The 23,658-nt window shown below is 41.0% G+C and carries 24 protein-coding genes and 1 pseudogene; 20 read left to right on the top strand and 5 right to left on the bottom strand.

The window, feature by feature from the left end:
• Positions 1-215 precede the first annotated feature (215 nt).
• Positions 216-665 carry a tellurite resistance TerB family protein gene (locus ASL11_RS34620; RefSeq protein WP_056625787.1) on the top strand — a complete coding sequence of 150 codons (450 nt, stop codon included), beginning with the start codon at positions 216-218 and terminating at the stop codon, positions 663-665.
• 61 nt (positions 666-726) lie between these two features.
• Here the strand turns inward: ASL11_RS34620 and ASL11_RS34625 are convergent, their stop codons facing one another.
• Positions 727-1,422 (bottom strand): LysR family transcriptional regulator substrate-binding protein, encoded by a 696-nt coding sequence (locus ASL11_RS34625; RefSeq protein ID WP_056625791.1) that lies wholly within the window; start codon positions 1,420-1,422, stop codon positions 727-729.
• A gap of 166 nt (positions 1,423-1,588) precedes the next feature.
• Here ASL11_RS34625 and ASL11_RS38290 point away from each other — a divergent pair, with 166 nt between their 5' ends.
• The 3 genes from ASL11_RS38290 to ASL11_RS34640 all read left to right on the top strand — a co-directional run bounded on the left by ASL11_RS38290 (position 1,589) and on the right by ASL11_RS34640 (position 7,510).
• Positions 1,589-2,035, top strand: coding sequence for a VanZ family protein (locus ASL11_RS38290; RefSeq protein WP_442953121.1), 447 nt, complete (start codon positions 1,589-1,591; stop codon positions 2,033-2,035).
• Between the two features lie 357 nt (positions 2,036-2,392).
• Positions 2,393-4,942, top strand: coding sequence for a LuxR C-terminal-related transcriptional regulator (locus ASL11_RS34635; protein ID WP_056625796.1), 2,550 nt, complete (start codon positions 2,393-2,395; stop codon positions 4,940-4,942).
• A gap of 120 nt (positions 4,943-5,062) precedes the next feature.
• A complete protein-coding gene (locus tag ASL11_RS34640) occupies positions 5,063-7,510 on the top strand; it encodes an S-layer homology domain-containing protein (protein ID WP_056625798.1) in 2,448 nt (815 codons plus the stop codon).
• A gap of 318 nt (positions 7,511-7,828) precedes the next feature.
• Here ASL11_RS34640 and ASL11_RS34645 read toward each other — a convergent pair whose 3' ends face one another.
• Positions 7,829-8,380, bottom strand: a complete 552-nt coding sequence (locus ASL11_RS34645; protein ID WP_056625801.1) for a helix-turn-helix domain-containing protein — start codon at positions 8,378-8,380, stop codon at positions 7,829-7,831.
• Between the two features lie 188 nt (positions 8,381-8,568).
• On the opposite strand from ASL11_RS34645, the gene ASL11_RS34650 reads away from it, so the two are divergent.
• From ASL11_RS34650 to lepB, 5 genes are all read left to right on the top strand, one after another.
• Positions 8,569-9,228, top strand: coding sequence for an alpha/beta hydrolase (locus ASL11_RS34650; RefSeq protein ID WP_056625803.1), 660 nt, complete (start codon positions 8,569-8,571; stop codon positions 9,226-9,228).
• A gap of 8 nt (positions 9,229-9,236) precedes the next feature.
• On the top strand, positions 9,237-10,007 hold the full coding sequence (locus tag ASL11_RS34655; protein ID WP_056625807.1) for a DODA-type extradiol aromatic ring-opening family dioxygenase: 771 nt from the start codon (positions 9,237-9,239) through the stop codon (positions 10,005-10,007).
• A 237-nt stretch (positions 10,008-10,244) separates the two neighbouring features.
• A complete protein-coding gene (locus ASL11_RS34660; RefSeq protein ID WP_056625813.1) occupies positions 10,245-11,009 on the top strand; it encodes a GTP cyclohydrolase II in 765 nt (254 codons plus the stop codon).
• A 420-nt stretch (positions 11,010-11,429) separates the two neighbouring features.
• Positions 11,430-12,908, top strand: a complete 1,479-nt coding sequence (locus ASL11_RS34665; RefSeq protein ID WP_056625816.1) for an Lsa family ABC-F type ribosomal protection protein — start codon at positions 11,430-11,432, stop codon at positions 12,906-12,908.
• Positions 12,909-12,991: 83 nt separating this feature from the next.
• Positions 12,992-13,645 carry a signal peptidase I gene (gene lepB, locus ASL11_RS34670; protein ID WP_056625818.1) on the top strand — a complete coding sequence of 218 codons (654 nt, stop codon included), beginning with the start codon at positions 12,992-12,994 and terminating at the stop codon, positions 13,643-13,645.
• Positions 13,646-13,844: 199 nt separating this feature from the next.
• Here the strand turns inward: lepB and ASL11_RS34675 are convergent, their stop codons facing one another.
• On the bottom strand, positions 13,845-14,270 hold the full coding sequence (locus tag ASL11_RS34675; protein ID WP_056625823.1) for an SRPBCC family protein: 426 nt from the start codon (positions 14,268-14,270) through the stop codon (positions 13,845-13,847).
• 184 nt (positions 14,271-14,454) lie between these two features.
• On the opposite strand from ASL11_RS34675, the gene ASL11_RS34680 reads away from it, so the two are divergent.
• Together ASL11_RS34680 and ASL11_RS34685 are read left to right on the top strand one after the other, a co-directional pair.
• On the top strand, positions 14,455-15,570 hold the full coding sequence (locus tag ASL11_RS34680; protein WP_056625826.1) for a PD40 domain-containing protein: 1,116 nt from the start codon (positions 14,455-14,457) through the stop codon (positions 15,568-15,570).
• Positions 15,571-15,722: 152 nt separating this feature from the next.
• On the top strand, positions 15,723-16,988 hold the full coding sequence (locus ASL11_RS34685; RefSeq protein ID WP_056626180.1) for an erythromycin esterase family protein: 1,266 nt from the start codon (positions 15,723-15,725) through the stop codon (positions 16,986-16,988).
• A gap of 61 nt (positions 16,989-17,049) precedes the next feature.
• On the opposite strand, the gene ASL11_RS34690 is transcribed toward ASL11_RS34685, so the two are convergent.
• On the bottom strand, positions 17,050-17,451 hold the full coding sequence (locus ASL11_RS34690; protein ID WP_056625829.1) for a VOC family protein: 402 nt from the start codon (positions 17,449-17,451) through the stop codon (positions 17,050-17,052).
• Positions 17,452-17,870: 419 nt separating this feature from the next.
• Between ASL11_RS34690 and ASL11_RS34695 the strand changes: the two genes are divergently transcribed.
• The 5 genes from ASL11_RS34695 to ASL11_RS36195 all read left to right on the top strand — a co-directional run bounded on the left by ASL11_RS34695 (position 17,871) and on the right by ASL11_RS36195 (position 20,883).
• A complete protein-coding gene (locus ASL11_RS34695; RefSeq protein WP_056625832.1) occupies positions 17,871-18,491 on the top strand; it encodes a class I SAM-dependent methyltransferase in 621 nt (206 codons plus the stop codon).
• Between the two features lie 183 nt (positions 18,492-18,674).
• On the top strand, positions 18,675-19,703 hold the full coding sequence (locus ASL11_RS34700) for an aminoglycoside phosphotransferase family protein (protein ID WP_056625835.1): 1,029 nt from the start codon (positions 18,675-18,677) through the stop codon (positions 19,701-19,703).
• A gap of 223 nt (positions 19,704-19,926) precedes the next feature.
• Positions 19,927-20,301 carry a hypothetical protein gene (locus ASL11_RS34705; RefSeq protein WP_056625838.1) on the top strand — a complete coding sequence of 125 codons (375 nt, stop codon included), beginning with the start codon at positions 19,927-19,929 and terminating at the stop codon, positions 20,299-20,301.
• A gap of 94 nt (positions 20,302-20,395) precedes the next feature.
• Positions 20,396-20,695 (top strand): histidine phosphatase family protein, encoded by a 300-nt coding sequence (locus ASL11_RS34710; protein ID WP_056625841.1) that lies wholly within the window; start codon positions 20,396-20,398, stop codon positions 20,693-20,695.
• A 50-nt stretch (positions 20,696-20,745) separates the two neighbouring features.
• Positions 20,746-20,883 (top strand): hypothetical protein, encoded by a 138-nt coding sequence (locus ASL11_RS36195; protein WP_235550673.1) that lies wholly within the window; start codon positions 20,746-20,748, stop codon positions 20,881-20,883.
• Position 20,884: 1 nt separating this feature from the next.
• Here the strand turns inward: ASL11_RS36195 and ASL11_RS34715 are convergent.
• Positions 20,885-21,351: pseudogene (locus ASL11_RS34715) on the bottom strand (helix-turn-helix transcriptional regulator); the annotation flags it as partial.
• A gap of 100 nt (positions 21,352-21,451) precedes the next feature.
• Between ASL11_RS34715 and ASL11_RS34720 the strand changes: the two are divergent.
• The 4 genes from ASL11_RS34720 (at position 21,452) to ASL11_RS37780 (ending at position 23,401) form a co-directional block, all read left to right on the top strand.
• Complete coding sequence (locus ASL11_RS34720; RefSeq protein WP_056625843.1) at positions 21,452-21,913, top strand: VOC family protein; 462 nt, start codon at positions 21,452-21,454, stop codon at positions 21,911-21,913.
• A 375-nt stretch (positions 21,914-22,288) separates the two neighbouring features.
• Positions 22,289-22,777: a hypothetical protein gene (locus tag ASL11_RS34725; protein WP_056625845.1), complete on the top strand. Its 489-nt coding sequence runs from the start codon at positions 22,289-22,291 to the stop codon at positions 22,775-22,777.
• Between the two features lie 273 nt (positions 22,778-23,050).
• Positions 23,051-23,179, top strand: a complete 129-nt coding sequence (locus ASL11_RS37940; protein WP_268796263.1) for a hypothetical protein — start codon at positions 23,051-23,053, stop codon at positions 23,177-23,179.
• A gap of 21 nt (positions 23,180-23,200) precedes the next feature.
• Positions 23,201-23,401 carry a hypothetical protein gene (locus tag ASL11_RS37780; protein ID WP_235550664.1) on the top strand — a complete coding sequence of 67 codons (201 nt, stop codon included), beginning with the start codon at positions 23,201-23,203 and terminating at the stop codon, positions 23,399-23,401.
• Positions 23,402-23,658 lie beyond the last annotated feature (257 nt).

Consider the following 23,658-nt stretch of genomic DNA (forward strand, 5'->3'; position numbering starts at 1 on the left):
TTACATACATCTTCGTGATGTATTTCCGCATGACGATTTAATAGGGAACAGCAGATTGAAATCTTAAAGAGAGAACATTAGACCGATCATCTGATCAGATTTAAGCTTTGCTGAGATAAAGCACAACTCGATTAATTTCTACATAATTTGCTAAATTTAAAAATTGTATCTAAAATAAAGGAAGCGTGCAAATATATATAATGGAGGCTTCCTATATGAGTATTGGATTCAAATCATGGTTGCAAAATTCAAAACAAGGCTTAACCGAACAGGTTAAGAAATTCAAGAACAAAGACTTTATGGATGCTGTAGTTGCTGGATGTGCGGTTGTAGCGGCAGCAGACGGATCCATTGATGCCAATGAAAAGCAAAAAATGGCTGGATACATGAGCCGTAGTGAAGAATTAAAAGTGTTTGATATGAGCGATGTTATTGCTCGATTTAATCACTATGTTGGTAACCTCGAGTTTGACGCCATGATTGGCAAACAAGAAGCACTAAAGTCAATTGCCAAATTTAGTAATAAGCCTGAGATTGGGCGAGTCATCGTTGGTGTTTGTAGCGCAATCGGGGCTGCAGATGGTGATTTCGATGATAAAGAGAAAGCCGCGGTTCGTGACATATGCAATTCGCTTGGATTAAATCCTAGTGAATTCAGCTTATAATCAAGGCTGTCGGAAAGACATTAATGTTTTGAATTAGACAATAAAGATAGTTGGCGTTCACTCATTTGGGTGAACGTTTTTTGTAGTAGGGGCTGGGGGTCGTTATTCGATGAATTATACACAAATGAATATCATTTTGTTTTTTAACCTCCCTTAAGGCATTCATTAATAATAATGCTGCTCTGCCCAAGATGTTGTTATCTTTATAAACTAATCCTATTACGACAACGGGGTCAATATCGACGAAAGGTCTGATAACCAAAGTGCTTTCTAGTCCCAAACAGTCATACATAGGAACAATCCCGATGCCGAAACCTGCCTTAATCATTTGCCGAATCACATAAAAACTTCCCACTTCGATACCCGAAAAAGGATCTTTACTCGTTTGAACTAACATTCCTTCTGATAACTCCCGGTAAATACAGTTTTGCTCTTTTAATAGGATGGTTTGTCCTATGAGGTCGTCCACAGAGATGCAACTTTGATTGGCTAACGGGTGGTCGGCCCTCATCATTACCCCCAATTTTTCCTCGATCAGTGTCTCAAACTCCAACATGAGGTTTACTGCTGGAGATGCGCATATACCGAAGTCCAATTCACCGGATCGAACTCTTTCTGCAATAGATCTACTACCGCTAATCTCCATAGATAACTGCACTAGCGGACGAAGCTTACAAAAATCAGCTACGATAGTCGCTATCTTTTGGCTCGCAATGGGTTCAATCGCGGCAAAACGAATGGCCCCGCCATCCCACATGAAATTTAAGGAAAACTTTATAAATACCCCACTTTTTATTTAAACAGTTTCCCTTATCCTAATTTTTATTGGGGTAAACCTCGAACGAGCATAGAACTCAAAAGCGGGGACAAGAAAAATGAAACAAATGAGTCGCATTGTGCTACAAGTACTGTTTGTCTTGTATATGCTTACTTTATTTAGAATCATATTATTTAAGTATGGCTCGATTGATACGGACTTTCTGTGGGAACGACTACAGAAAAATCTAGAGAACCCTAACCCAGCGTATAGTATGCACCGAATGCTGTATGGTAATTTTATTCCGTTTAAAACTATTTCCGTTACCGTTCTAACTCCGTCAATACATGGAGTAATCAATTTGGTTGGGAATATCTTGGCATTCATGCCGTATGGAATTTTTATTGTAATCATGTCTAAAAGCAAAATGATATCGCTGATTAGAGTATTTATCCAATCATTGGGATTGAGCTTACTCCTGGAATGCTTGGAGGTCTTTTTTTCCATCGGAAATTTTGATGTGGATGATCTGATCCTAAATAGCGTTGGAGGCCTACTAGGGTTCGGTATTTTCAGGTTGTATGGCAAGTATGTAAGGATTAAAAAATTGTAAGGCTCTTGTCATAAGTTTTTATTTTATTTAAGCTTTACCACTATCGATCAAAGGGTTCAAGACAACAGATTAATTGGAAAATTAGAAAATCCCTCTCCGTTGAGGGATTTTTTGTCGCGACAGTCTTGAGAATATAAAGTAGTAGACTGGCAGATGGCGTTAAGCAAACGAGACGCAGCACTCATTTCAAAAACTAATGATTGTGGGTCCAGAACACTGTTAACGGGAATTTTTTTAAATTTAAACTTGCCTAACATCACAACGGTGGATTAAATTATCAATTTAGAAAAAGGGAGAATGTAGGGTTTGGTAGAATGTATTCATATCAACAATATCTTGCATGGGGAGGAAATCTGAGTGATAGTAAAAACTAAACTTTCTGTCCCCCATGTGAGCAAATCTTTGGTATCCCGACCAAGACTGATACGGAAGCTTAATGAGGGGCTGGAAACCAAGCTGACGCTTGTTTCCGCACAAGCAGGATATGGTAAGACAACAGCATTAAGTGAATGGGTGAACCAATGCGGCGTACTTGCTGCGTGGGTCTCATTGGATCGACAGGATAATGATTGGTTTCATTTTTGGATCTGCATAAGAGCTTCCATTCAGGAGAAAATCCCAAGCTTTGGCTCAACGATAGAGCCTCATCTGAATGCAGGATCTTCGGTTTCTGTAGAACATGTATTGAAGGAACTCTTGAATGAGCTGAATGCGTTAACCGATGAACTAGTCATTATTCTCGATGACTTTCATTTCATTGAACTTCCTGAAATTCATCAATCCTTCAGCTATCTGCTAGAACATTTACCTCGCCATATTCATCTTTACATCGCTAGTCGTACGCATCTGCCAATCCCTAGTGCTAGACTTCTGGCCCAGAGGGAAATGCACCGAATACTGGAGAAGGATTTGCGTTTTCAACTGGACGAGGGTGTCGTCTTTTTTCGGGATAAAACCGACTTAATACTTACCACTGCGCAAGTGACGGAGCTGTTTCAGCAGACCGAAGGATGGATCAGCGGGCTGCAACTGGCGGCGATTTCTTTGAAGGGAAGCACTCATATAGCGAAATCTATTCATCAATTTAGTGGCAGGCAAAATCACATATTCGATTATTTGCTCGAAGAAGTGCTCAATCATCAATCAGAGTCTATGCGGGCTTTTTTATTAGCAACCTCAATATTAAACCGAATGAATCGTTCGTTGTGCCAGGCTGTGACGGGGCAACCGAACTCTCAAGAGCATTTAGAAAGACTTGAAAAGCTGAATCTGTTTATTATTCCTCTGGATGAAGAGCGCAGTTGGTATCGCTATCATCATCTGCTTTCCGACTTCTTACGGCATCTATGGTCCGAAACGGATCCGGATCAATGGATGCAAGCACATATCCGCGCGGCCATTTGGCTGGAAGGTCATGGATTTAATGAAGAAGCCGTGAATCATTATCTTGAAGGAGAACAGTACGCCGATGCCATTCGATTAATCGAGAAAAATCCGCCTGCTTTGATGCAATCGAAGAGTGATGCCTTGATGAGATGGATATCCGTATTACCGGAAGCAGCCTTTGAGGAGACCCCAATGCTCGAGATGTTCTATATATCCGTCATGATGCTCGGAGGACAATGGGAAACTGCTTTTCAGCGAATGTGGCAAACCAAAGCCCGCTTCGAAGCGCTTCAGGGGAAATCACCTGATGAAGATTGGAACAAGGTTATGGGAAATATCTATTTCTATTGCGGGATCGCCTCTTATGTTCAAAATGACCTGATTCAATCATCGGATTACATGGAGCTTACAGAAAGATATATGCCAGAAGGAAGCTTCTTTCAAGTGATGGGACAGAACCGATATCAAGGCTATAGTTCGAATTATGACCAATTAACATTAATTCAGGATCTGAATGCGGTGGAAAACTACTTAGTGAGATGGATTAGAGCATGGGAGCATAAGAAACACTATCCATTTATCGGTTACATGTACCTGACTTATATCAATTTGATGTATGAGTGGAATCGGTTGGAGGAGGCAGCGTTGTGCATCGGTCAGTCATGGGGTCGCCAAGATCTTCAGCCCTTTGCACGGCTCATGGTTCAAATCGGGATCGCCGCATCGCGGGTTCAGCAAGCCGAAGGAAATCCAAAGCAAGCATCAGAGCTGCTAGTACAGGTAAAGGCGAAAATTGATTCACCGGATTATGATTTGTTTATCGCGAAAGTCGAGGCAGAACAGGCGTATCTATATCTACGGCAAGGTGCTCTTCAAGGTGCACTTGATTGGTTGCGTGGGTGCGGTTTGGAACATGCGGATGAAGTAGCAATGAGTGATTTGGCAGAGTATTTGGTTCTTTCTAGGGTGCTTGCAGCGAGTGGACGATTGGAAGAAGCGTTGTACCTGCTGGAACGGTTGTATCTGTTAGTAGATAGGGATGACCTTCTCCGTGAGAGAGTCAAGGTATTGATCGTACATAGTGCAACGCTTTGGCTTGCGGGTCAATCGGAGACTGGGCTCGCACAGTTGGAAATTGCATTACTACTGGCAGAACCACAGGGATATATTCGCAGCTTTGTTGACGAAGGCTCTGTAATGCTGGAAATGCTTACCGTTAGTTTAAATGTGCAGCAAGCCAACCAACATTCACCTGTTTCCGCGGGGTACATCAAGCAACTTCTACGGGCTTTAAATGTTACTTCGGAAGACAATTCGGCGCATAAAGAAGCCCTAACAAGACAAGAGATAAGGGTATTACGATTGATCGCCGATGGATTGTCAAATAGTGAAATCGCCTTACTTCTGAATGTCAAAAGTGAAACGGTAAAGTCACATATTAAAAATGTATACAGTAAGCTTGGCATAAAGAATCGCGTTCAAGCGGTGCAATGTGCGAGACAGTTACAGACGCCTAATTAATTTTTCTTTGCGTCTCCCCCGTTCGGGGGAGGCGTTTTTGTTTTGACTTGATATACATAGGCGATATTGGGACTAAAAGTAGCCATGTATCCGTCGCATTTAATCAAGGAGGAATAGAAATTGCAAATTAAAATTAATAAAGGAATGTCCATCTTTCTACTGGTGGTAATGGTACTGGTCGGAGTGCTTGTACCAGGAGGAGAAGATAGAGCTTATGCAGATGTGTCAAACCCTGATGCAAAGATCACCATGTTTTACGTTATAGTTCCAAATCAAGGGAATGCGTACGGAACGATTGATGAGGCTAATAAGACGATAGTCGTGGACGTGCCGTTTGGAACGGATGTAACGAATCTGGATTCGAGGGTGTACATGACTGGTGTTGATTTCTTGAATGAATACGAGCATCATTTCAGAAGTACAAAAGCGAAAGAAGCCGAATGGGGTGATCTCTTTGAGGGAATTGATGTGGAAAGAATCACGCAAAAATTTATAGATGAAAATGATGACCATATTAATGCTTATTATAGAAGAGCTTTTAACGAGTCTTATATAAGAACTAATGGAGACATAGATGTATTTTTGAAATCATTCCCTGATTTACTTGAATATAACGAAAAACCAATAAGGGTGGGACGAAAGGACTTCACCAGTCCAGTCAACTTTTGGGTATATACGGGTGTACCAAGTGACAGTCCAATGATGTATAAAGTAACAGTAAGAGTGTCGGAATCGAAGTCCCAAGAGAAGTCGATTACGGCATTTGGCTTTGCAGGAATGAATGTGAATACGCAGGTAGCCACAACCATTGACGAAGCGAACAAAGTCATTACTTTAAAGGTTCCGGAGGGAACGGATGTAAAGGCGCTTGTTCCGACGTTTACCATTACGGGGACCAGTATGATGACGGATGTAAAATCAAACATCATGTTCAGAACCAATGCCTCACAACCTATAGGAATATTTGTAATTCCGGTCACTATACCGGTAAAACAAGTGAGCGGAAAGACAGCACAGGATTTCACGAACCCAGTCCAGTACGATGTTATCGCAGCTGACCTAAGCAGGTCGACCTACATGGTAACGGTAATGATAGGTGAAGGGGCTAAGAAGATCACTTCTTTTAAATTCGCAGACTTGAACCCTGTCGTTACTGGAGTGGTTGACGAAGAGCAGCATTTGATTAATTTAGAAGTTCCAGATGGCACGGATATAAAGTCGCTTGTTCCGACATTCACATCAGCAGGGGGAAGTGTGCATGTAGGCAATGAACCACAAGTGAGCGATACGAGTTCTCAGGATTTCACGAATCCCGTATCGTATACCGTAGAGGCCAGTGATAACAGCACTGTGGACTATTCCGTTATAGTATCGATCGCAAAGGCTCAAGAGAAGTCAATTACGGCATTTAGCTTTGAAGGGTTTAATCCCGGAGTAACGGGAGCGGTTGACGAAGAAAACAAGATGATTGCATTGACTGTGCCGTATGGAACGAATGTAAAAGAGCTAATTCCAATCTTTACCATAACGGGGGCCAGTGTGACGGCAGTTGAACTATCGTCTCAAAGAATTGTAACACCTGTGAGTAGCGGAAAGACAGCACTGGATTTCACCTACCCGGTCATTTACGGTGTCCTAGCAGCTGATCAAAGCGTGACGAACTACACAGTAACGGTAAAAGTAGCGGAAAACCCTGCGAAAGCAATCACCGCTTTTACATTCGCAGGCTTGAACCCTGTCGTTAGTGGAATGGTTGACGAAGAAAACCATAGAATTGTATTAACAGTTCCGAATGGCACGAATATTAAAGTGCTTGTTCCGACGTTTGCAACAACAGGGGCAAGTGTGAAAGTAGCGAATAAATCGCAGGTAAGTGGAACAACTTCTCAGGATTTCACGAATCCGATCACGTATGCGGTAGTAGCGGCCGACGACAGCTCGGTAAACTACACGGTAACGGTAAAAGTGGCTGCACCCGGGGTACTCGTCGGTGATAAAACAGCCCAGTTGCCGCCTAAAGACGACTCGGTGGTCGTGAATATTAGTGATATTTCCGGCCATTGGGCAGAAATGACAATCAAACAAGCAGTGAAGCAAGGAATCGTCAAAGGTTATGAGGATGGAAGCTTTAAACCGGATGCTATTATTACGCGAGCGGAATTCGTAACGATGCTTATAAGTGCACGAAAGCCTGCATTGAGCAACACCCCATTAAGCTTCACAGACTTGCAAGAGATCCCCGCTTGGTCGAAGCAAGCGATCACTCAAGCTGTAGAAGCAGGGATCCTATCTGGATATCCGGACGGATCCTTTCGACCGCAGGCCAAGATTACACGAATGGAAATGGCCATGATGATCACTAAGGCTAGCGGCAAGAAGATCGCAACGGATGTAAATACCGGCTTCTCAGATGATAATGAGATTGCACAGTGGGCTAAAGGAGCAGTATTGACAGCTAAGCAACTGGGCATCGTCAATGGGCGCGGCGACAATCAGTTCGTACCGAATGGGATTGCAACACGAGCCGAGGCAGTTACCTTAATCATAAATTTGTTGCAAGTGAAGTAAGGACCGGTACTACAATGAACGAATAAATAATTTGAGAGTAAAAGGGTAGTAGAGGGTATTGAAATCATTCCGCTAGCGGAAAACGTTTGTTCAATAAAACAGCAGCAGTCCAGGACATTATTTTCCCGTCCATGGCTGCTGCTCTTTTGTATTTTTTGGCATTCTAACACTTAATTTTCGGAGTCAAAGGGGTTTGTAATTCGAAAAATCGAGCGGATTCAATACATCCTGTCTTATACTTTATTATCACAGTACAGCGGACTCCAAGTGACAAGATTTGATCGATCATCGCGGAGGAGTCCAAAACCTTCCTAACTTTCAGATAAGGTTTTGTCCGCTGTTGCTTTCTGTATAGATAGAAATAAGCACGATTGCCGTTTCTTTCCCAATATTTCTTACCAAATGGGGTGTACATGCGTTCCAACTGAACGAATCACCTTCTCCGAATTCAGCCGCATCCTCACCCTGTTCTGCGAATATTCTTCCTTTGATAACGACATGGACCTCCTCGCCTTCATGAGCATGAGGTATATCTCCCGTCGAAGCGCCTGGAGGGAACTCTACCACCATCATCTTGACGTTCTTTGTGGAGCTTAAGTGCTCCACCTTTAAATTGTCAGAACCGCTTGTTGTAATGCTTCGTTCTTCCTTGCGAACAACCATCATTCGCTCCTCTTTCTTCAAGAGCAAATAAGCTAAAGGGACCTTTAAAGCCTGTGCTATGTTCTCAAGCGTCGAAATAGAGGGGGAGGTTTTATTGGTTTCAACCTGACTCATGAAGCCTTGGGACAAGCCGGTTTCTTCGCAAATTTGGGCGATAGTAATATTTTTTCTTTTCCGAATTACCCGTATAGTTGAGCCGATATCCATCCTGATTGCACCTCTCATAAAATATTAGTAATACAAAACTTAATTACATATTAACAAAACATCTATTGACACGCTAGCATGTCATACATTAAATTACTTATATAAACATTATTTTATTATTACTAATATTATTTGGGATATAACAATGTAGATGCTTTAGCTAAATAATTAAAACGAGGAGGATTTTTATGATTTCTGCTTATTCATATGATGTTCATTTACCGGCGAATATGGACCCAGACAAGAAATATCCGGTAGTCCTTACCTTGCATGGCAAAGGCTCCAATGAAAAAAATATGTTCGGTTTGGTAGCTCCGTTGGCTGATAATTTTATCATTATCGGTATTCGCGGTAATTTACCGCTTGGAGCAGGTTACCAGTATTATGATTTGAAAAGTTTGGGTAATCCTATCCGAGAGATGTTTGACGAAGCGGTAAGTCAACTTGAAGCATTCATTCAATATGCGACGGAAAAATATCCGATCGATCCAGGCAAACGGTATTTGCTTGGCTTTAGCCAAGGTGCGATTCTGTCGATGACACTTGCACTTACGATGGGAAATGAGCTGAAGGGAATCGTTTCACTAAATGGGTACGTTCCTGAGTTTGTGAAAACGGAGTATCCATTGCGAAGCGTGAAGGATGTATCCGTGTTTATTTCCCATGGCGAGTATGATTCCGTATTTCCAGTACGGATAGGTCACGAGGCAGCGGCGTATTTCAAAGAGAAGACGCCGCGCCTAACATTTCATTTATATCCGACGGATCATGGCGTATCGGAAGAGAACCAGTTTGATTTTCTAAATTGGCTTAATCAGGATGCTGGTTTGATTACAACAAAGGAGTGAGAAATGGTATGATGCCTTCCTATTTTTTCGCGCATGGCGCGCCATCAATCGTGCTTGAGGATAACGAATACACAAAACTGCTTAAGAATTTTAAGAACAATACACCTAGACCGAAAGCAATCATACTCTTTAGTGCTCATTGGGAAGAGCCGGTACAGACAGTCAGTGCTACTGAAACGTATGAAACCATCTATGATTTTGGCGGGTTTCAGGATGAGCTTTATACGATGACCTACCCGGCCAAGAGTGATCGTTCTCTGAGCGAGCATGTTCGGGCATTATTTGAAAAGAAAGGCATTCCGAGCGTTCTGAATGAGAGTAGAGGACTGGACCACGGGGCTTGGGCGGTTTTGAAGTTACTTTATCCTGAGGCGGATATCCCGGTTGTCGCCCTATCCGTGAATCGTAATCTAAGCAACGAGCAGCAGTATCAAATCGGCAAAGCGTTGTCGGAACTTAGGGAACAGGATATTCTCATTATCGGAAGCGGAGGAACAGTCCACAATTTAAGAAGATTGAAGTGGCAGTCCGAAGGAAATGATGATTGGGCTGAACAGTTTGACAATTGGCTCCAGAATAAGCTCGAGTCATGGGATACAGAGGCGCTATTTCAATATCATAAACTGGCTCCTCATGCTCAAGAAGCCGTGCCAACAAGTGAGCACTTTATTCCACTGTTTCTTGCAATGGGATCTGGTGACACCAATCGTCAGGCGAATCTGCTTCACCGCAGCTATCAATACGGGAATCTAAGCTTAAGCTGTTGGCAATTTAATTAAGTATGATGAGTTCGATTAGCGATCGTGATGTTAATTGGTATGGCCCGGTATTATTTCCGTTAATTTGGTGCATGGCTAAGGGGACTAAGTCCGTATACAGACAAAGGGTGTGGCGATCGTGCTGAACATTTATTTGAAGGTTGTTGTGTAGAGGAATTACGAAGCTTTTGAAAAGAAATAGTCGCCGCTGCGCCCATTGTCGGAAATCCCCATGCAGATTGAAAAGGAGAAGTATCCATGCCTGTCGTGCAAAAATTTGATCCTAAAGTAATTTCACTGCTACAAGAGAAAATAAAACTGATCAAAACGGACGAAGAAAGAGCAGTATATCTTGTCGGACCCATTAAGCTACCGGTTAACTTAAATGGAGAGACAGTCCAGTTTAAGTGGTACTGCTGGCTCAATTGCAACGAAGCGACTGAAGATTTTGAACGTATTGTCGCCAAATTATCTTCTTCTAATTTAGCGGAATATCAACAATCGAGTGTACTCGTACATGGAGATTTTCAAAATGCTGATCATGCCTTAATTCGGTTTCACTCCATCTGTCATACCGGCGATATTTTCGGCAGTAAGCGATGTGATTGTGGTTACCAGCTCAATCAGTCGTTGAAACATATTGCCGACCATGGAAGCGGCGCGTTATTTTATCTAGCTAATCATGAAGGACGCGGTATCGGGCTCTTTAGCAAAGCTCTTGCCTATATTCTACAAGAAAACGGATACGATACGGTGGATGCCAATCTTCAACTTGGTTTTGTTGATGATTCACGTGATTATAGCGACGCGATAAAGGTTTTAAAAGCACTTCGGACAAAGCCGGTCACGCTGATCACAAACAATCCCAAAAAATTAGATGCACTTAGTAAAGCAGGATTGGATGTAGAGGATCGTGTGCAGCTTTGGGGAGATGTATCTGAATATAACGAGAAATATTTGAAGACGAAAATCGAGCGGTCCGGGCACTTGAACGGAGAAGAAGGCTGTTGTAATAATGACTAATAGCGGTGTGTTCGCTTAACGAAACGTTCTCAGAAGAAGATGGCAAGGAGATGGTCCCTGAACTGGTCAGTGGTCATCTTCTTTAATGTCCACTGATATCTTGATGAATTGTGCTGTTCGGTACCAGGACCTTGTGAGTTGAAATTAATAAATGGGTATGATATGATTCCATTTAATTAATGAATGGAGTTGAAAAGTTTAATGTAATATTTCTTGCGAATATAAAAAAATAAAACGACAAAAGCGAGAGGTTTATTTCGCATGTTTTATTCTTTATATGCAAGAAAGTTACTTATTCTTTTTACTCAAACCATATATCCTTATCTAATTCCTTAGGGGGCTAGATTTGTTGTATTTATTTGAGCCACAAGAAAGTAACTTTCTTGTGGCTTTTATTATTTCATACAGGAGGATAATGTTATGTCATTAATAAGTGTTACAAATCTGTCGTTTGCCTACGAGGGCAGTTACGATAACATATTTGAGAACGTAAGTTTTCAAATCGATACGGATTGGAAGTTGGGATTTACCGGGAGAAATGGGAGGGGCAAAACGACATTTCTTAACTTGTTGCTAGGTAAATATGAATATAGCGGAAATATTACAGCTAATGTTGTTTTTGAATATTTCCCTTTCTATGTGGAAAATAAAGAGAATAATACGCTCGATGTAATCAGCGACATATTTCCGGACTATCTGCACTGGCAACTAGTACGTGAACTTTCACTGCTCAAGGTTTCTGAAGATGTTTTATATCGGCCTTTTAATTCATTGTCTAGCGGGGAACAAACGAAAGTATTACTCGCAGCATTATTTATTAAGGAAAATAGTTTTCTTCTAATTGATGAGCCAACGAATCATCTTGATAGGAATGCAAGAAAACTTATCAGTGATTATCTCAATACCAAAAAAGGATATATTTTGGTGTCTCACGACAGGTCATTTCTGGATAACTGTGTAGATCATATACTTTCAATCAATAAGACCAATATAGAAATTCAAAGAGGTAATTTTTCAAGTTGGTGGGAAAATAAAAAGAGACAAGATAACTTTGAACTTGCGGAGAACGATAAACTTAGAAAAGATATTAAACGCTTATCGGATTCATCTAAACGGACGGGAAACTGGTCACATGAAGTGGAGAAAACGAAAAATGGAACAAGAAATTCTGGTTCTAAAGTAGATAAAGGGTACATTGGCCACAAAGCTGCTAAAATGATGAAACGTTCTAAATCAATTGCACAAAGACAGCAGGCTGCTATTGATGAAAAGTCGAAACTCCTAAAAAATATTGAAAACTCTGATAGCTTAGAGATTTCGCAACTTGTTTTTCATAAAACCCAACTGGTTGAGCTGGATCATTTATCGATTTTTTATGGAGAGAGAATGGTTTGTGCAGATATTAGCTTTACTATCCAACAAGGTGAACGAATTGCACTCTCGGGTAAGAATGGCTCCGGGAAATCAAGTATTATCAAACTTATTTGTGGTGAAGATCTAAGCTATACAGGCAACCTTATAAGGGATAGTCAGTTGAAAATATCCTACGTATCCCAAGATACTTCCCATCTTAAAGGTAATTTATCGGAGTATGCAGCCAGCAAGGGGATCGATGAAGGCCTTTTTAAATCAATTCTAAGTAAGCTTGATTTCTCAAGAGTCCAATTTGAGAAGGATATTTCAGATTTTAGCGGAGGGCAAAAGAAGAAAGTGCTGATTGCAAAAAGTCTCTGCGAGGAAGTTCATTTGCATATTTGGGATGAACCGCTTAATTTTATTGATGTTATCTCTCGCATGCAAATTGAAGAGTTGCTGCTTGAATACTCACCAACTATTCTTTTTGTGGAGCATGACAGTGAATTTTGTGAAAATGTGGCTACAAAGATCATTGAACTCTAATAAAAAGAGGACCGAACTTTTATCTGAAGATGAACAATCCTTTTGAAGTATAATATTTATAGGATACTTTTGGAGGAGAGCTAATGAAATTAAGCGTATTTCTTTTGTTAATGATTGTTTTACTAACTGCTTGCACCGTAGAGTCGCTTCAAGATAATGTAACAAAACAGGATATTAATATAATTAACCCCGTTGAAGGTACGAATGTATACAATCACCGTTATGACAACATGGATCGGGGTCATCATGAGTTCGATGGCTTCGAGATTGTAGTCGATCAAACGTATTACAAATCAAATGACGTTCAAAGAGGGGAAATCGTATTTTATAGAAATCCAAAGTTGGAGAACTCCAAAATTAATTTGAGCGAGAATGAAATGGCAAGAATTGTCGCATTGCCTGGAGAGAAAATCCGCATTGATATAGGTCAGATTTATATAAACGGAAGAAAACTTGATACCTTTTACGGGCAAGCACACAGACTTGGAATGAGCATTGAAGAATTGCAAGAGGCAGCAAATCGATCTGATTTAGCTGATAACATCCGCAATAATTTTAGTAATAATGCTAAAGACTTTTTAAAAAGCAAGGAAACAAATTTGAAGGAAATAATGATCCCTGACGAGCAGTATTATATCGTTGGCGATGATTGGTGTCGTAGTGCGGACAGCAGACATTTTGGAACAATCCCAAAAGATACTATACTGGGTAAGGTTCTTGGTGTGGTGAATAAATGAAGACGGACATTCCTTTTACACTTTTGCTAGATTTATGGGATTGCCTGAGCACGGGCAGTGAACTAATGGTGAACTATATCTTAATAATAAGATGAAAAGGCAGCCAGTCCAAGTGGATTGGTTGCCTTTTCTCAATTACACGTGAAGGATAGTTGAGTCCGACTCACAAATGACGTCCTCGATTCACTTTATCCTAATCTTATTTAGAAATTTCACTATATTTTTTAAAGTTGTCTAGAAACGCCTGCCAGCCTGCTTTTTGCATCTCAATGGAATTAGTAGTTTCTGCTTCAAAAGATTCAATTACCTTAGTATCGTTTTCTTGACGTATAAAAGTGATTGCAACTTTTCTTCCATCTCCCAAAGTGTAAGAAATAAATTCATTAATTCTCACTTCATCATAAACTCCACCAAGATCAAATCCAAAGCTTCCATCCTTTGCTTCCAATCTTGTAAGAAATTTGCCGCCTACCCTTAAATCATTTTCGGCATTTGGTGCATGCCAATCATCAGAAGCAAAAGACCATTTCGTTATATGCTGTGGTTCTGTCCAGTATTTCCACACTTTTTCAACTGGTACATGTACTGTGGTTTCTACCGTTATTGTTTGATTAACTGTTTCCATTCTAATTACCGCCTCACTATATGTATTTTAGATTATCTATAGTTAATTATACCATTAAACTAATGATTAACTATAATTGGCCATAGGGGGAAAAAGCGCTCCTAGGAAATAGCATTTTATGTTATTATTAGGTGAAATTAGGTATATGGCTAGGATATGAGGAACAGAAGGAGTACAACCAAAGATGAAGCAGCTCGTTTGTTTGGCGGTTATGACTTTACTGTTGAGTTCGAGTGTGATAGCGAAATCGCAGGTTGCGACTAAGCACGTATTGGACGAAAATACAGACATTGTCTTGGATTCATCGAAAAGCTGGACTGCCAGTCGATTGGAGGGAATCCATGGAACTGGCTGGATCTCCGATCATGAGATAGAGTTTGTGCAGTCAGTGAAAGTAGGAACAGACGAAGCTCATGAGCCCAATTATATAGATACGATGGGAAATAAGGATATCATCTCAGGAGAGGTAAGTGGAGAAAAACCTGGCATTTCCTACGATATTTATGCGGTGTCTCCCGACGGCAGGCATATCTATGTGAAGCAGAATCATATGGAAGACGAGAATTATTTTGCCCAGCATCGGATAATAAGCCGAGATGGCGGAGAGACGAAGGAAATCGCCAATCAGGCAACTGCTGGCAGCGCCGTATGGCTAGATAATGAGCATGTATTGTACATGGGTGGAATTGGTGATAATGGCGTCGTGCAGATTGATTTGCAGGGAAAGATGACGCCTATGCCTGCACTAAATCAATGGATGGTACCCAATAAAGGTGTGCAGGTGTCGAAGGTAGGTGAACGCTTGTACTTTCTAGTTAGTAGCAGATTAAGTTATATCGAATTGTCACTGATGGATAATCCTGTGCTGCATACGATATTTGCTGAGAATGTTAATCGATTCTATCCCTCTCCAGACGGACATCAGATAGCTGTTGTATCGACAGTACTCGGCAGCTTAAGCCAATCCGACAGGATGAAAAGTGAGCTTCTGCTGCTTGATCCAGATGGAAATCCTATAGGGGATCGTTTGGAGACTGGGGAATATTTCAACAAAGTATCTTGGTCACCTGATCAATCGAAACTGACTTATGTCGTGGCGAAACATTACCCCGACAAATATGAGGTCCATGTGGTCGATATGAAGATAGTCGAAAATAAGATGATCTACAAAAGCGGCAATCAGGTGGCGGTCAGCGAATTCTTCTGGAGTCCAAACAGCAAACTAATGATGTTCAGTGTTAACCGTTCCCATTCAACTTTGGAATCGAAGCCGGAGACGATTATTTACAAATTCAACTGATCAACTGGAATGCTAAAGACTATTCAACTAACGCATGTTCTCGGTATACTAATTTTCAGAAAAAAGCGCTTCCCTGTGAAGCGCTTTTTCTTCGTATTTTTGTGCATACTACGTAAGAAAACTCATTATGAATAGGAGTAACTCAAGTGAACATGGATGAACTTATCGTGGAACAGCTCAAGAAACAGGCTGTGCGTTTGAACAGTACAGATGATTTGGAGGTATTAATCGAAGCGATTGGCGATAAGAAGTATGTTTTACTTGGTGAAGCCACGCATGGTACTTCCGAATTTTATAAGCTGCGTATGGAATTGAGCCGTAAATTGATTGAAACGAAGGGATTTTCCTTCATAGCGGTTGAAGGGGATTGGCCTTCCTGCTATGAGGTTAACCGGTATGTGAAGCAGTACAAGGATGCGAAACCAAACGCCAGTGCAGTGATGGAAGGGTTCAATCGCTGGCCAACGTGGATGTGGGCAAATGAAGAAGTTGGGGAGTTAATGGATTGGTTAAAAAAGCATAATGAAGACAAACCGATGGCGCAGCGCGTCGGTTTCTATGGACTTGACGTTTATAGTTTATGGGAGTCCTTGGAAGAAATTGAACGCTACCTGCAGGAAATAGGGACACCTGAACAGTTAGCTTTAGCCCGTAAAGCCTTTGAGTGCTTCGATTCCTATGAGAAAGAGGGGCAAAACTACGGAGTTTCTGCGGCTTTCTACGGCGAGAGCTGTAAGGACGATGTCGTGAAACTGCTGAAGGAGCTTCACGTGAAACGAGTGCGGTACGACGAAGATAGCGAAGCCGCCTTTAGTGCAGAATTAAATGCGCTTGTTGCCGTAAACGCGGAGGATTATTACAGCACCATGGTCAAGCATGACGCGGAATCTTGGAACGTCCGCGACCGACACATGGTCGAGGCACTGCGGCGCCTCGCCCTCCACCACGGCTCAGACGCCAAAGTTATCGTCTGGGAGCATAACACACACATTGGCGATGCGCGTGCAACCGATATGATGACCGACGGCATGATCAACGTCGGCCAGCTTATGCGCGAAGCCCACGGCGAAGCCGATGTCTGTGCAATTGGCTTCGGCACTTACCGCGGCACCGTCATTGCCGCGAAATCTTGGGGCGCGCCGATGACGACGATGCAAGTGCCTGCTGCACAGCAGGGCAGCTGGGAGGAGCTCATGCATCGCGCTGGCGCGTATGATCAGATCCTCCTGCTAAGCAAGGAGGATCCGTTACTCGGGCACGAGGTCCTGGGGCACCGTGCCATCGGTGTCGTGTACCGCCCCACTTCTGAGCGAGGGAACTACGTTCCCTCAGTGATGGCTCAGCGGTACGACGCCTTTGTGCATGTGGACGAAAGCCATGCACTTCGTCCATTAACTATAGAAAAAGTGCTTGTGTGAACCCACACAAGCACTTTTTCTTATACGCCGGTGACCATATGCTAATGACAGTCGTGCCATATTAGCGTTTCGGCATTTTACTCTCATCCATGTACAGCAGGTTCCAGCGATGACCGTCCAAGTCGGCAAATCCTGCGCCGTACATCCAGCCGTCAATTTCACTCGGCATGCCAAAGATGCTTCCTCCGGCAAACTCTACTTTTTGAATAAAGGTATCTACTTCTTCTCTGCTTTCAGCGCCAATGGAAAATATTACTTCTGCGCTATGGGAAGTATCTGCGGTTTTTGAACCTGTAAATTTCTCAAACGCCTCATCCGGGAACAGCAGAATCGTTGTTTGACCTATGGCAAGCTTGGCTCTCTCGTTACCAACGCTCACTGCATGGAATCCAATCTTATTGAAAAAGGCAGTAGACCTCTCAACATCTTTGACCGGCAGGTTAATCCAAATCTCCTGTTTCATAGCCGTATCCTCCTGAAATATATTTTTCAATTACTCCTACTATACTATACTTCTGGCATCAGAAGTGAATCTTATAAATGAAACGTAAGGTATGACATTCCTGTCATGCATCTAGGCTCTCCAGCCGATATGAGGATACTGATCCTAGCCAGACAAGGAACAAAACTTGAAATACTGTGACGGTTTTAAATCATATGATAAACTTAAAGATACTTGCAGGCTACTAGTATCTCGCTTTTTTGAGTCAGCAGTTAGCCTCTTGTTGGAGCATTATTATGATCCGCGATATGAAGCGGTAGCAGCTATAAAGAATATTTATAAATTACACGTAATCTTAGGTTGACAAAATGGAGTGCAAACTGGCAACGTTTGAAGCACTCCATTTTTGGGTGGATTCATTCGATTCAAGGAGGTGTGCTGTGAGTAAAGAAAAATTAATCCGTAAATTCGATAAACAATCCAACATATATGAAACGAGAAGAAAGAAACAATCTGAGCGTAGATGGCGATCCACATTGCTAGGCAGCGCAAAGGGAAAGGTACTGGAGATTGCCGTCGGTGCTGGAGCAAATTTTAACTTTTACCCTAAAGATGTTGAGGTGACAGCTGTAGACTTTAGTCGTGAAATGTTATCCAAAGCCAAAGTTTCTGCGACAGAGAGTGGAATTCGGGCGACGTTCATGCAATCAGATATTGAATCGCTCTCGTTTCCCGATAGCTCATTTGATACAATCGTATCCACATTATCCTTTTGCGGCTATGACAATCCTGTTCAAGTATTGCAATCATTAAACTCCTTTTGCAAACCAGGTGGCCAAATACTGTTAATGGAGCATGGTCTTAGTTCGAATCGATGGATTAAAAGAACCCAAAAGTTAATAGAGCCTATGTTCAATCGATTAGTGGGTTGTCATCTGGATCGTAATATCATGGATATTCTTGCGGAATCAAAAGTAAGTGTTCACCGTGTGGAAAGGTACATATATAACACCATTCATCTGGTGTGGGCATCACCAAATAAGGACTCAATTCTAGATTGAGTTGTTCGTGTATACTGACGATTTGTCTATTAGAATACTTGCGCAGATTAGTAGAAGTACACTAATAACTTGATATTGATGTCGTTTCTCAATAGATGGGTATCTATGCCCCGCAATATGATAACGAGTATATCCAGGATAATACGCGCTTCCTCATCGACAAAAAAGAAAATGGAGGAATAAATGATTATTGAACTTGAAAAGCTGATTTATGCTTTAAACCAACGGTTCAAGATGAATATCATCTCCACCGACTACCAAACTGTGCCGTTACAGGGCGGAACTGTGGCAAAAGTTTACCTGGTAACGGGGATCGCCCAAAGCGTGGATGGCGAAAAATTGCCCTACCGTATAGTGCTGAAAATCCAGAACAAATGGGAGCGTTACGGCGATCCGGGTTCATGGCGCAGGGAATATGATCTCTATTCGTCTGACTTGGGAGCGACTTTATCGCAAGCCCTCAGCTGGCCGACATGTTATCACGCCGAGTTCAATGCCGAAGGTAATGAATACCTTCTGTGGCTGGAATATATCGATGGCGTAACCGGTTTAGACTTGACCCGTGACATGTATGAAAAGGCAGCGCTGGAGTTAGGGCGCTTTCAAGGCAAGCTGTATGCTGTGCAACCCGCTGTGCTGCAGAGCCTGACCAACCTGAGTCATGCGGATCTCATGAAGAATACGTATTTGCATTATCGGTCATGGCCGGTCGTTTACGATTATATACGATCGGAGGACTGCGAATTGCCTCTGCACGTGCGGCAAATGCTCATCGACATCGATGAGCAAGCAGACGAGATATTCGCCCGTATTGAAAAATTGCCCCTCGTGCTGTGTCATCGGGACTTTTGGGTAACCAATCTTATCTACGCTGACGGGAATTTCACGCTTATCGATTGGGATACCTGCGGATGGGGTTACCTGGGCGAGGATCTCGCAAGCCTGATTGCGGATGATCCGAATATCGATCACATGGTCGAACATTACCAGCGATGTATCCCTGCGTATTACAAAGGCTTTTCGGAGTTTGCCGATGTACCCCGAATTGCTGATCATTGTGTCTATGAGTTAATCCTTCTCGTATTTGGGTACAGGCTTGTGGAAGGGTATCTCCACACAGAGGCTGATGATGGGAAGACTAGGCGTATCCATACTCTCCAAAAAATCTATGAAATGAAGACCATACCCTTGATGATCACATCTGGTACATAGCCTAAATTAACGGGTAACTATAGTTCAAGAGAAGATAGAGTATCAGGAGTTCATCTTAAGTACCCAAATAAATTAGCTAGGCTGCCGTGTGACAGCCCTTTACTCTGCTAATGGGAGGATAGTTGAATCGTTGCACGAATACCTCTAATTTGGGAAATCTGCGAGATTCATAAATCTGGCGTTAAATGCAATGTCCTAAATATACTTTTTCGGGGTGAAATGCATGAAGATTAGATGTAGATGTGGAGATATCATCGTAGACCAAACGGATTTTCATTCAAATAAAGGATACATCATTTCAGATCAAGATTTTTTCGACTTCTTAGATGCAGTAGATAACGCAATAGAAAAATCAGGACCAACAGCAAAAGATAAAGAGCGAGCCGTAATGAGTATTAGATATCTTATTGGTGAATTACAAAAAACAGTTTACCAGTGTTTCACTTGTGGACGTATGTATATAAATGCTAAGGAGAATGGACTCAAAGAATTTACAGCAGGTGAACATGCTCAAGGAAGCAGTATTCTTTCATCTGCGAAAGGTGAATTATGGAGGAGACCAATAAATGGTGATTGGGACGATTCAAATAAGGCATAACAATAATTGCAGAGCAGATAAAGAAAGAAGTGAAAACAATGAAAACCGTTATTTACTTTATTAGACATGCCGAGAAATAGGTAAGATTGGAGAAATGAATTTTAGGGAAGCAAAACTGAAAGTTTATAAAGACATTTATTACTCATTTCCTGATGGTGAATCGACCATCAGTGCTCAAGGAAGAGCAATAAAAACAATAGTAAAAATATTAAATGAATATAGAGAAAAGAAAATTGTAATCGGGACACATGGGGATATAATGACTTTGATTTTGAATTATTTTAATAACCAATTTGACTTTGAATTTTGGGAATCAACTTCGATGCCAGACATTTATAAATTAGAATTTAAAAATCACGAATTAAAAGAAGTTAAGAGGCTTTGGTTAGAGTAGCTCTAAGAAGTCACTGGCATCAGCTAACACCGTATTCATGCTGTATCGATGTGAATCCTAACACAAACCGTATTTACGTAACAAACACAACGAACAACAATGTTTCCGTTATTAACGGAATTACAAACACGGTTGTAGCTACGATTCCAGTAGGATCAAATCCAAGAAGTGTCGCTGTGAACCCTTAATGCCATTTTTATCTATATAATCAAATGAAACTAACGTTCTCTTTAATATCGATTCTTGGCAAATCTTCAAGGTTTGAAGAATCTCAGACCGACCCTCCCAATTATAAAATGACAGTTGGATTGAACTTTTCGGAGACAATGGATTAACCATGGCTTCTATTTTTTTTATAGTCACTTCAACTTCTTCGCTAATTAAAATTTGTTCCAATCCGCCGAGCGCAGTCAATATATTCTCCAAGTCGGAGCTGCTTAAAAGACGTTTATCAACCTTATATTCATCCATAATAGCGTAGCCACCATGAACTCCATGGATAGAATAGATAGGATGTTTGATAAACTCAGTGTTTCCATATCACGAAGAATCGTTCTTTTGGAAACGTTAAATAATCTTGCGAATTCTTTTGTTGTAACGACATCTTTTTTCAGCAATATCATGATTATAGAAATTAGTCTCTCAACCTTGTCCATATTTCCCTCTTTTTTCTCTGCATAATCTATGAAAGGTGACAAATAGCTGTCACCTTTTATAGATTATACTACATTTATAACAAGAAGGAGGTATGACATTATGTCAGCTATTGCATATTTAAATTTTGATGGAATCGCAGAAAAAGCGATCGCATTTTATTCGGAGGCTTTATATGTAAACGAGGTAAAAAAGGTGAAATTCAGTGATTTTCCGCAAGATCCAAACTATCCCTTGCCAGAAAATGAATTAAATATGATCATGGAGTCTTCAATCGAATTCGCAGGTGGGAAAATTATGATGTCGGATATTCTACCTTCGATGAAGAGTATAACGGGCGAGTTGATAAAAGGAAATAATATAATGATTAGTCTCGTTATTGATGATAAACAGACACTGGAGAATTACTTTTCTAATTTATCTGTAGGTGGTTATGTTATCATGCCATTAGCAGAAATGCCTTGGTCTTCGTGCTTCGGAATGTTGGCTGATAAATTTGGTGTTGTTTGGAAATTTAATAGTGACGCAGATAAGTTCCTTGATAAAGTTATTTCCAACAAATAGTAATGATTTAGAAAATGGTCTTGCAACTAAAGGCCATTTTTTATTATTCCTTTTAAATAACAGGTATACTAAGGGAATATTAATGAATTTGGATCAGGGAAAATACTGAAAAAGCCATTAGTTCGTTTATACATTGTTTTTCCAATTTTGGTATATACTAAGCTGAAAAAGTGAACAGAACCCTATTACTTTTAAGGGCTTCTGCTCACTTTTTTCAATACTCTTGGATTAGGTGCCTGGGATAGAAATGAAGTAATCCGCACAGATTACCATTAAATGTTTGCTTTCAATAACAAAGTGGTCCAAGAGCAAAAGGTGAGTTAAATGTGTTTGATATAAAATTTAACGAAAATAGGTAAGGAGCGATTAAAGATAATGACAGAATTAGAGCTATTAAACACGGAGGAAATAAAAAGAGAAGATTTTGAAAAGGAGTACAAGGCATATATGGAAGCACAGTGTACTCTTGAGTTTGTGCTAAACAATCAATCAACAATTTACGTTTGTAAGATCGGATTGGCACAAGGAGCTAACACTAATGATGCCGAGCCTGGCAGGAATCTTAAAACCGGTAACGTTGCTATAGGTGTTGAACTTCAGCCAGGCAATATAAGTACTGTAAATATTATTGACAGAAAAGTAGCTGCAAATATAGCAAATCTTTCACTCATATATAGAATTATTGATTCTGGGGAAGAGCTTGTAACGGACTTTGAGGAAGTTCGTGCGCCAAATGACGAATATTTAACTTACGTTACGTGGACAATAAAAGATCCAGAGAATTTCGAACAGGAAAATTATCCAAAACCAGGGATTGAAGTGATTATTAAAACCAATAAAACAACAACAACAACAGTCGGGTGACAATAACTTTATTTCATTAATGGCCGTGCAAATCTGCGACACCAATTAATAAAAGTCGACCCCCTATAAAACACAAAAAGAGACCTACAGTCCGTTGCTGTGGGTCTCTTTTTGTAATTAAGCTTATGGTGAGGATAACGTAAGTTAAGTATAAGATGAAAGTCCACCCAAGGATCTTGGTATTGTTAGTGTAAAGACGACGGAGGAACGCTGTTTCAAACAAGTCCTATTAGCTTTAATAGGAAGTAGTCTATAGGAAAAGGAGTGTTTGGAATGTCTACTATACATACACTATACGTCTCTTTATCCAACAAAAGTCTTGATAGTAAAGCTTCTATGAATGAACAGCTTGAGGTCCGCGGGACAGAGGATGAGCTCGAAAAGCTACGTCAAATGCTTTAGCAACTACAGCGGGATGATGAAGTGACCCAATTCAGAGCTCCAATTCCGTATAAATCCGCCGATCACGATAAAGCAACGGATCAATTTAACGATGATCTGCTCAAACTCTATCAACTAATCTACAAGTTGGGAACTGACAGGACGAAGGCGCATATTCATGATATGAACATACTTAATAAGCTGCAAAATACCGATTACGAAGATCCCGGCTACGAGCGTTAATTGGACATGGAGATAATCGAGAAATTCTCGATATTAGAAAAACACCAAAACAAGCCTTTCGTTTCGACGGAAGGCTTGTTTGTTAGATTATTCTTTTAATAAAGAAAATAGGACAAAGTGTGTCTAACAAATGGGGGGTCACTTCAGCGTGATCATATTGTTCTAAGTTGTATTTTCGATTTAACGAACAACTTTAATGTGAATTGATTGAAGTTGTTTGTAACAAGTGTTATTCTAACAACGGTAAACTCGAAATA

It is taken from the genome of Paenibacillus sp. Soil750, assembly GCF_001428045.1.
Taxonomy (GTDB): Bacteria; Bacillota; Bacilli; order Paenibacillales; family NBRC-103111; genus Paenibacillus_E; species Paenibacillus_E allorhizoplanae.

Coding starts and splice junctions, on each gene's coding strand:
- ASL11_RS34620 (WP_056625787.1), top strand. CDS start 216: ATGAGTATTGGATTCAAATCATGGTTGCAAAATTCAAAACAAGGCTTA.
- ASL11_RS34625 (WP_056625791.1), bottom strand. CDS start 1,422: ATGTGGGATGGCGGGGCCATTCGTTTTGCCGCGATTGAACCCATTGCG.
- ASL11_RS38290 (WP_442953121.1), top strand. CDS start 1,589: ATGCTTACTTTATTTAGAATCATATTATTTAAGTATGGCTCGATTGAT.
- ASL11_RS34645 (WP_056625801.1), bottom strand. CDS start 8,380: ATGGATATCGGCTCAACTATACGGGTAATTCGGAAAAGAAAAAATATT.
- ASL11_RS34650 (WP_056625803.1), top strand. CDS start 8,569: ATGATTTCTGCTTATTCATATGATGTTCATTTACCGGCGAATATGGAC.
- ASL11_RS34655 (WP_056625807.1), top strand. CDS start 9,237: ATGATGCCTTCCTATTTTTTCGCGCATGGCGCGCCATCAATCGTGCTT.
- ASL11_RS34660 (WP_056625813.1), top strand. CDS start 10,245: ATGCCTGTCGTGCAAAAATTTGATCCTAAAGTAATTTCACTGCTACAA.
- ASL11_RS34665 (WP_056625816.1), top strand. CDS start 11,430: ATGTCATTAATAAGTGTTACAAATCTGTCGTTTGCCTACGAGGGCAGT.
- lepB (WP_056625818.1), top strand. CDS start 12,992: ATGAAATTAAGCGTATTTCTTTTGTTAATGATTGTTTTACTAACTGCT.
- ASL11_RS34675 (WP_056625823.1), bottom strand. CDS start 14,270: ATGGAAACAGTTAATCAAACAATAACGGTAGAAACCACAGTACATGTA.
- ASL11_RS34680 (WP_056625826.1), top strand. CDS start 14,455: ATGAAGCAGCTCGTTTGTTTGGCGGTTATGACTTTACTGTTGAGTTCG.
- ASL11_RS34685 (WP_056626180.1), top strand. CDS start 15,723: ATGGATGAACTTATCGTGGAACAGCTCAAGAAACAGGCTGTGCGTTTG.
- ASL11_RS34690 (WP_056625829.1), bottom strand. CDS start 17,451: ATGAAACAGGAGATTTGGATTAACCTGCCGGTCAAAGATGTTGAGAGG.
- ASL11_RS34700 (WP_056625835.1), top strand. CDS start 18,675: ATGATTATTGAACTTGAAAAGCTGATTTATGCTTTAAACCAACGGTTC.
- ASL11_RS34705 (WP_056625838.1), top strand. CDS start 19,927: ATGAAGATTAGATGTAGATGTGGAGATATCATCGTAGACCAAACGGAT.
- ASL11_RS34710 (WP_056625841.1), top strand. CDS start 20,396: ATGAATTTTAGGGAAGCAAAACTGAAAGTTTATAAAGACATTTATTAC.
- ASL11_RS34720 (WP_056625843.1), top strand. CDS start 21,452: ATGTCAGCTATTGCATATTTAAATTTTGATGGAATCGCAGAAAAAGCG.
- ASL11_RS34725 (WP_056625845.1), top strand. CDS start 22,289: ATGACAGAATTAGAGCTATTAAACACGGAGGAAATAAAAAGAGAAGAT.
- ASL11_RS37940 (WP_268796263.1), top strand. CDS start 23,051: ATGTCTACTATACATACACTATACGTCTCTTTATCCAACAAAAGTCTT.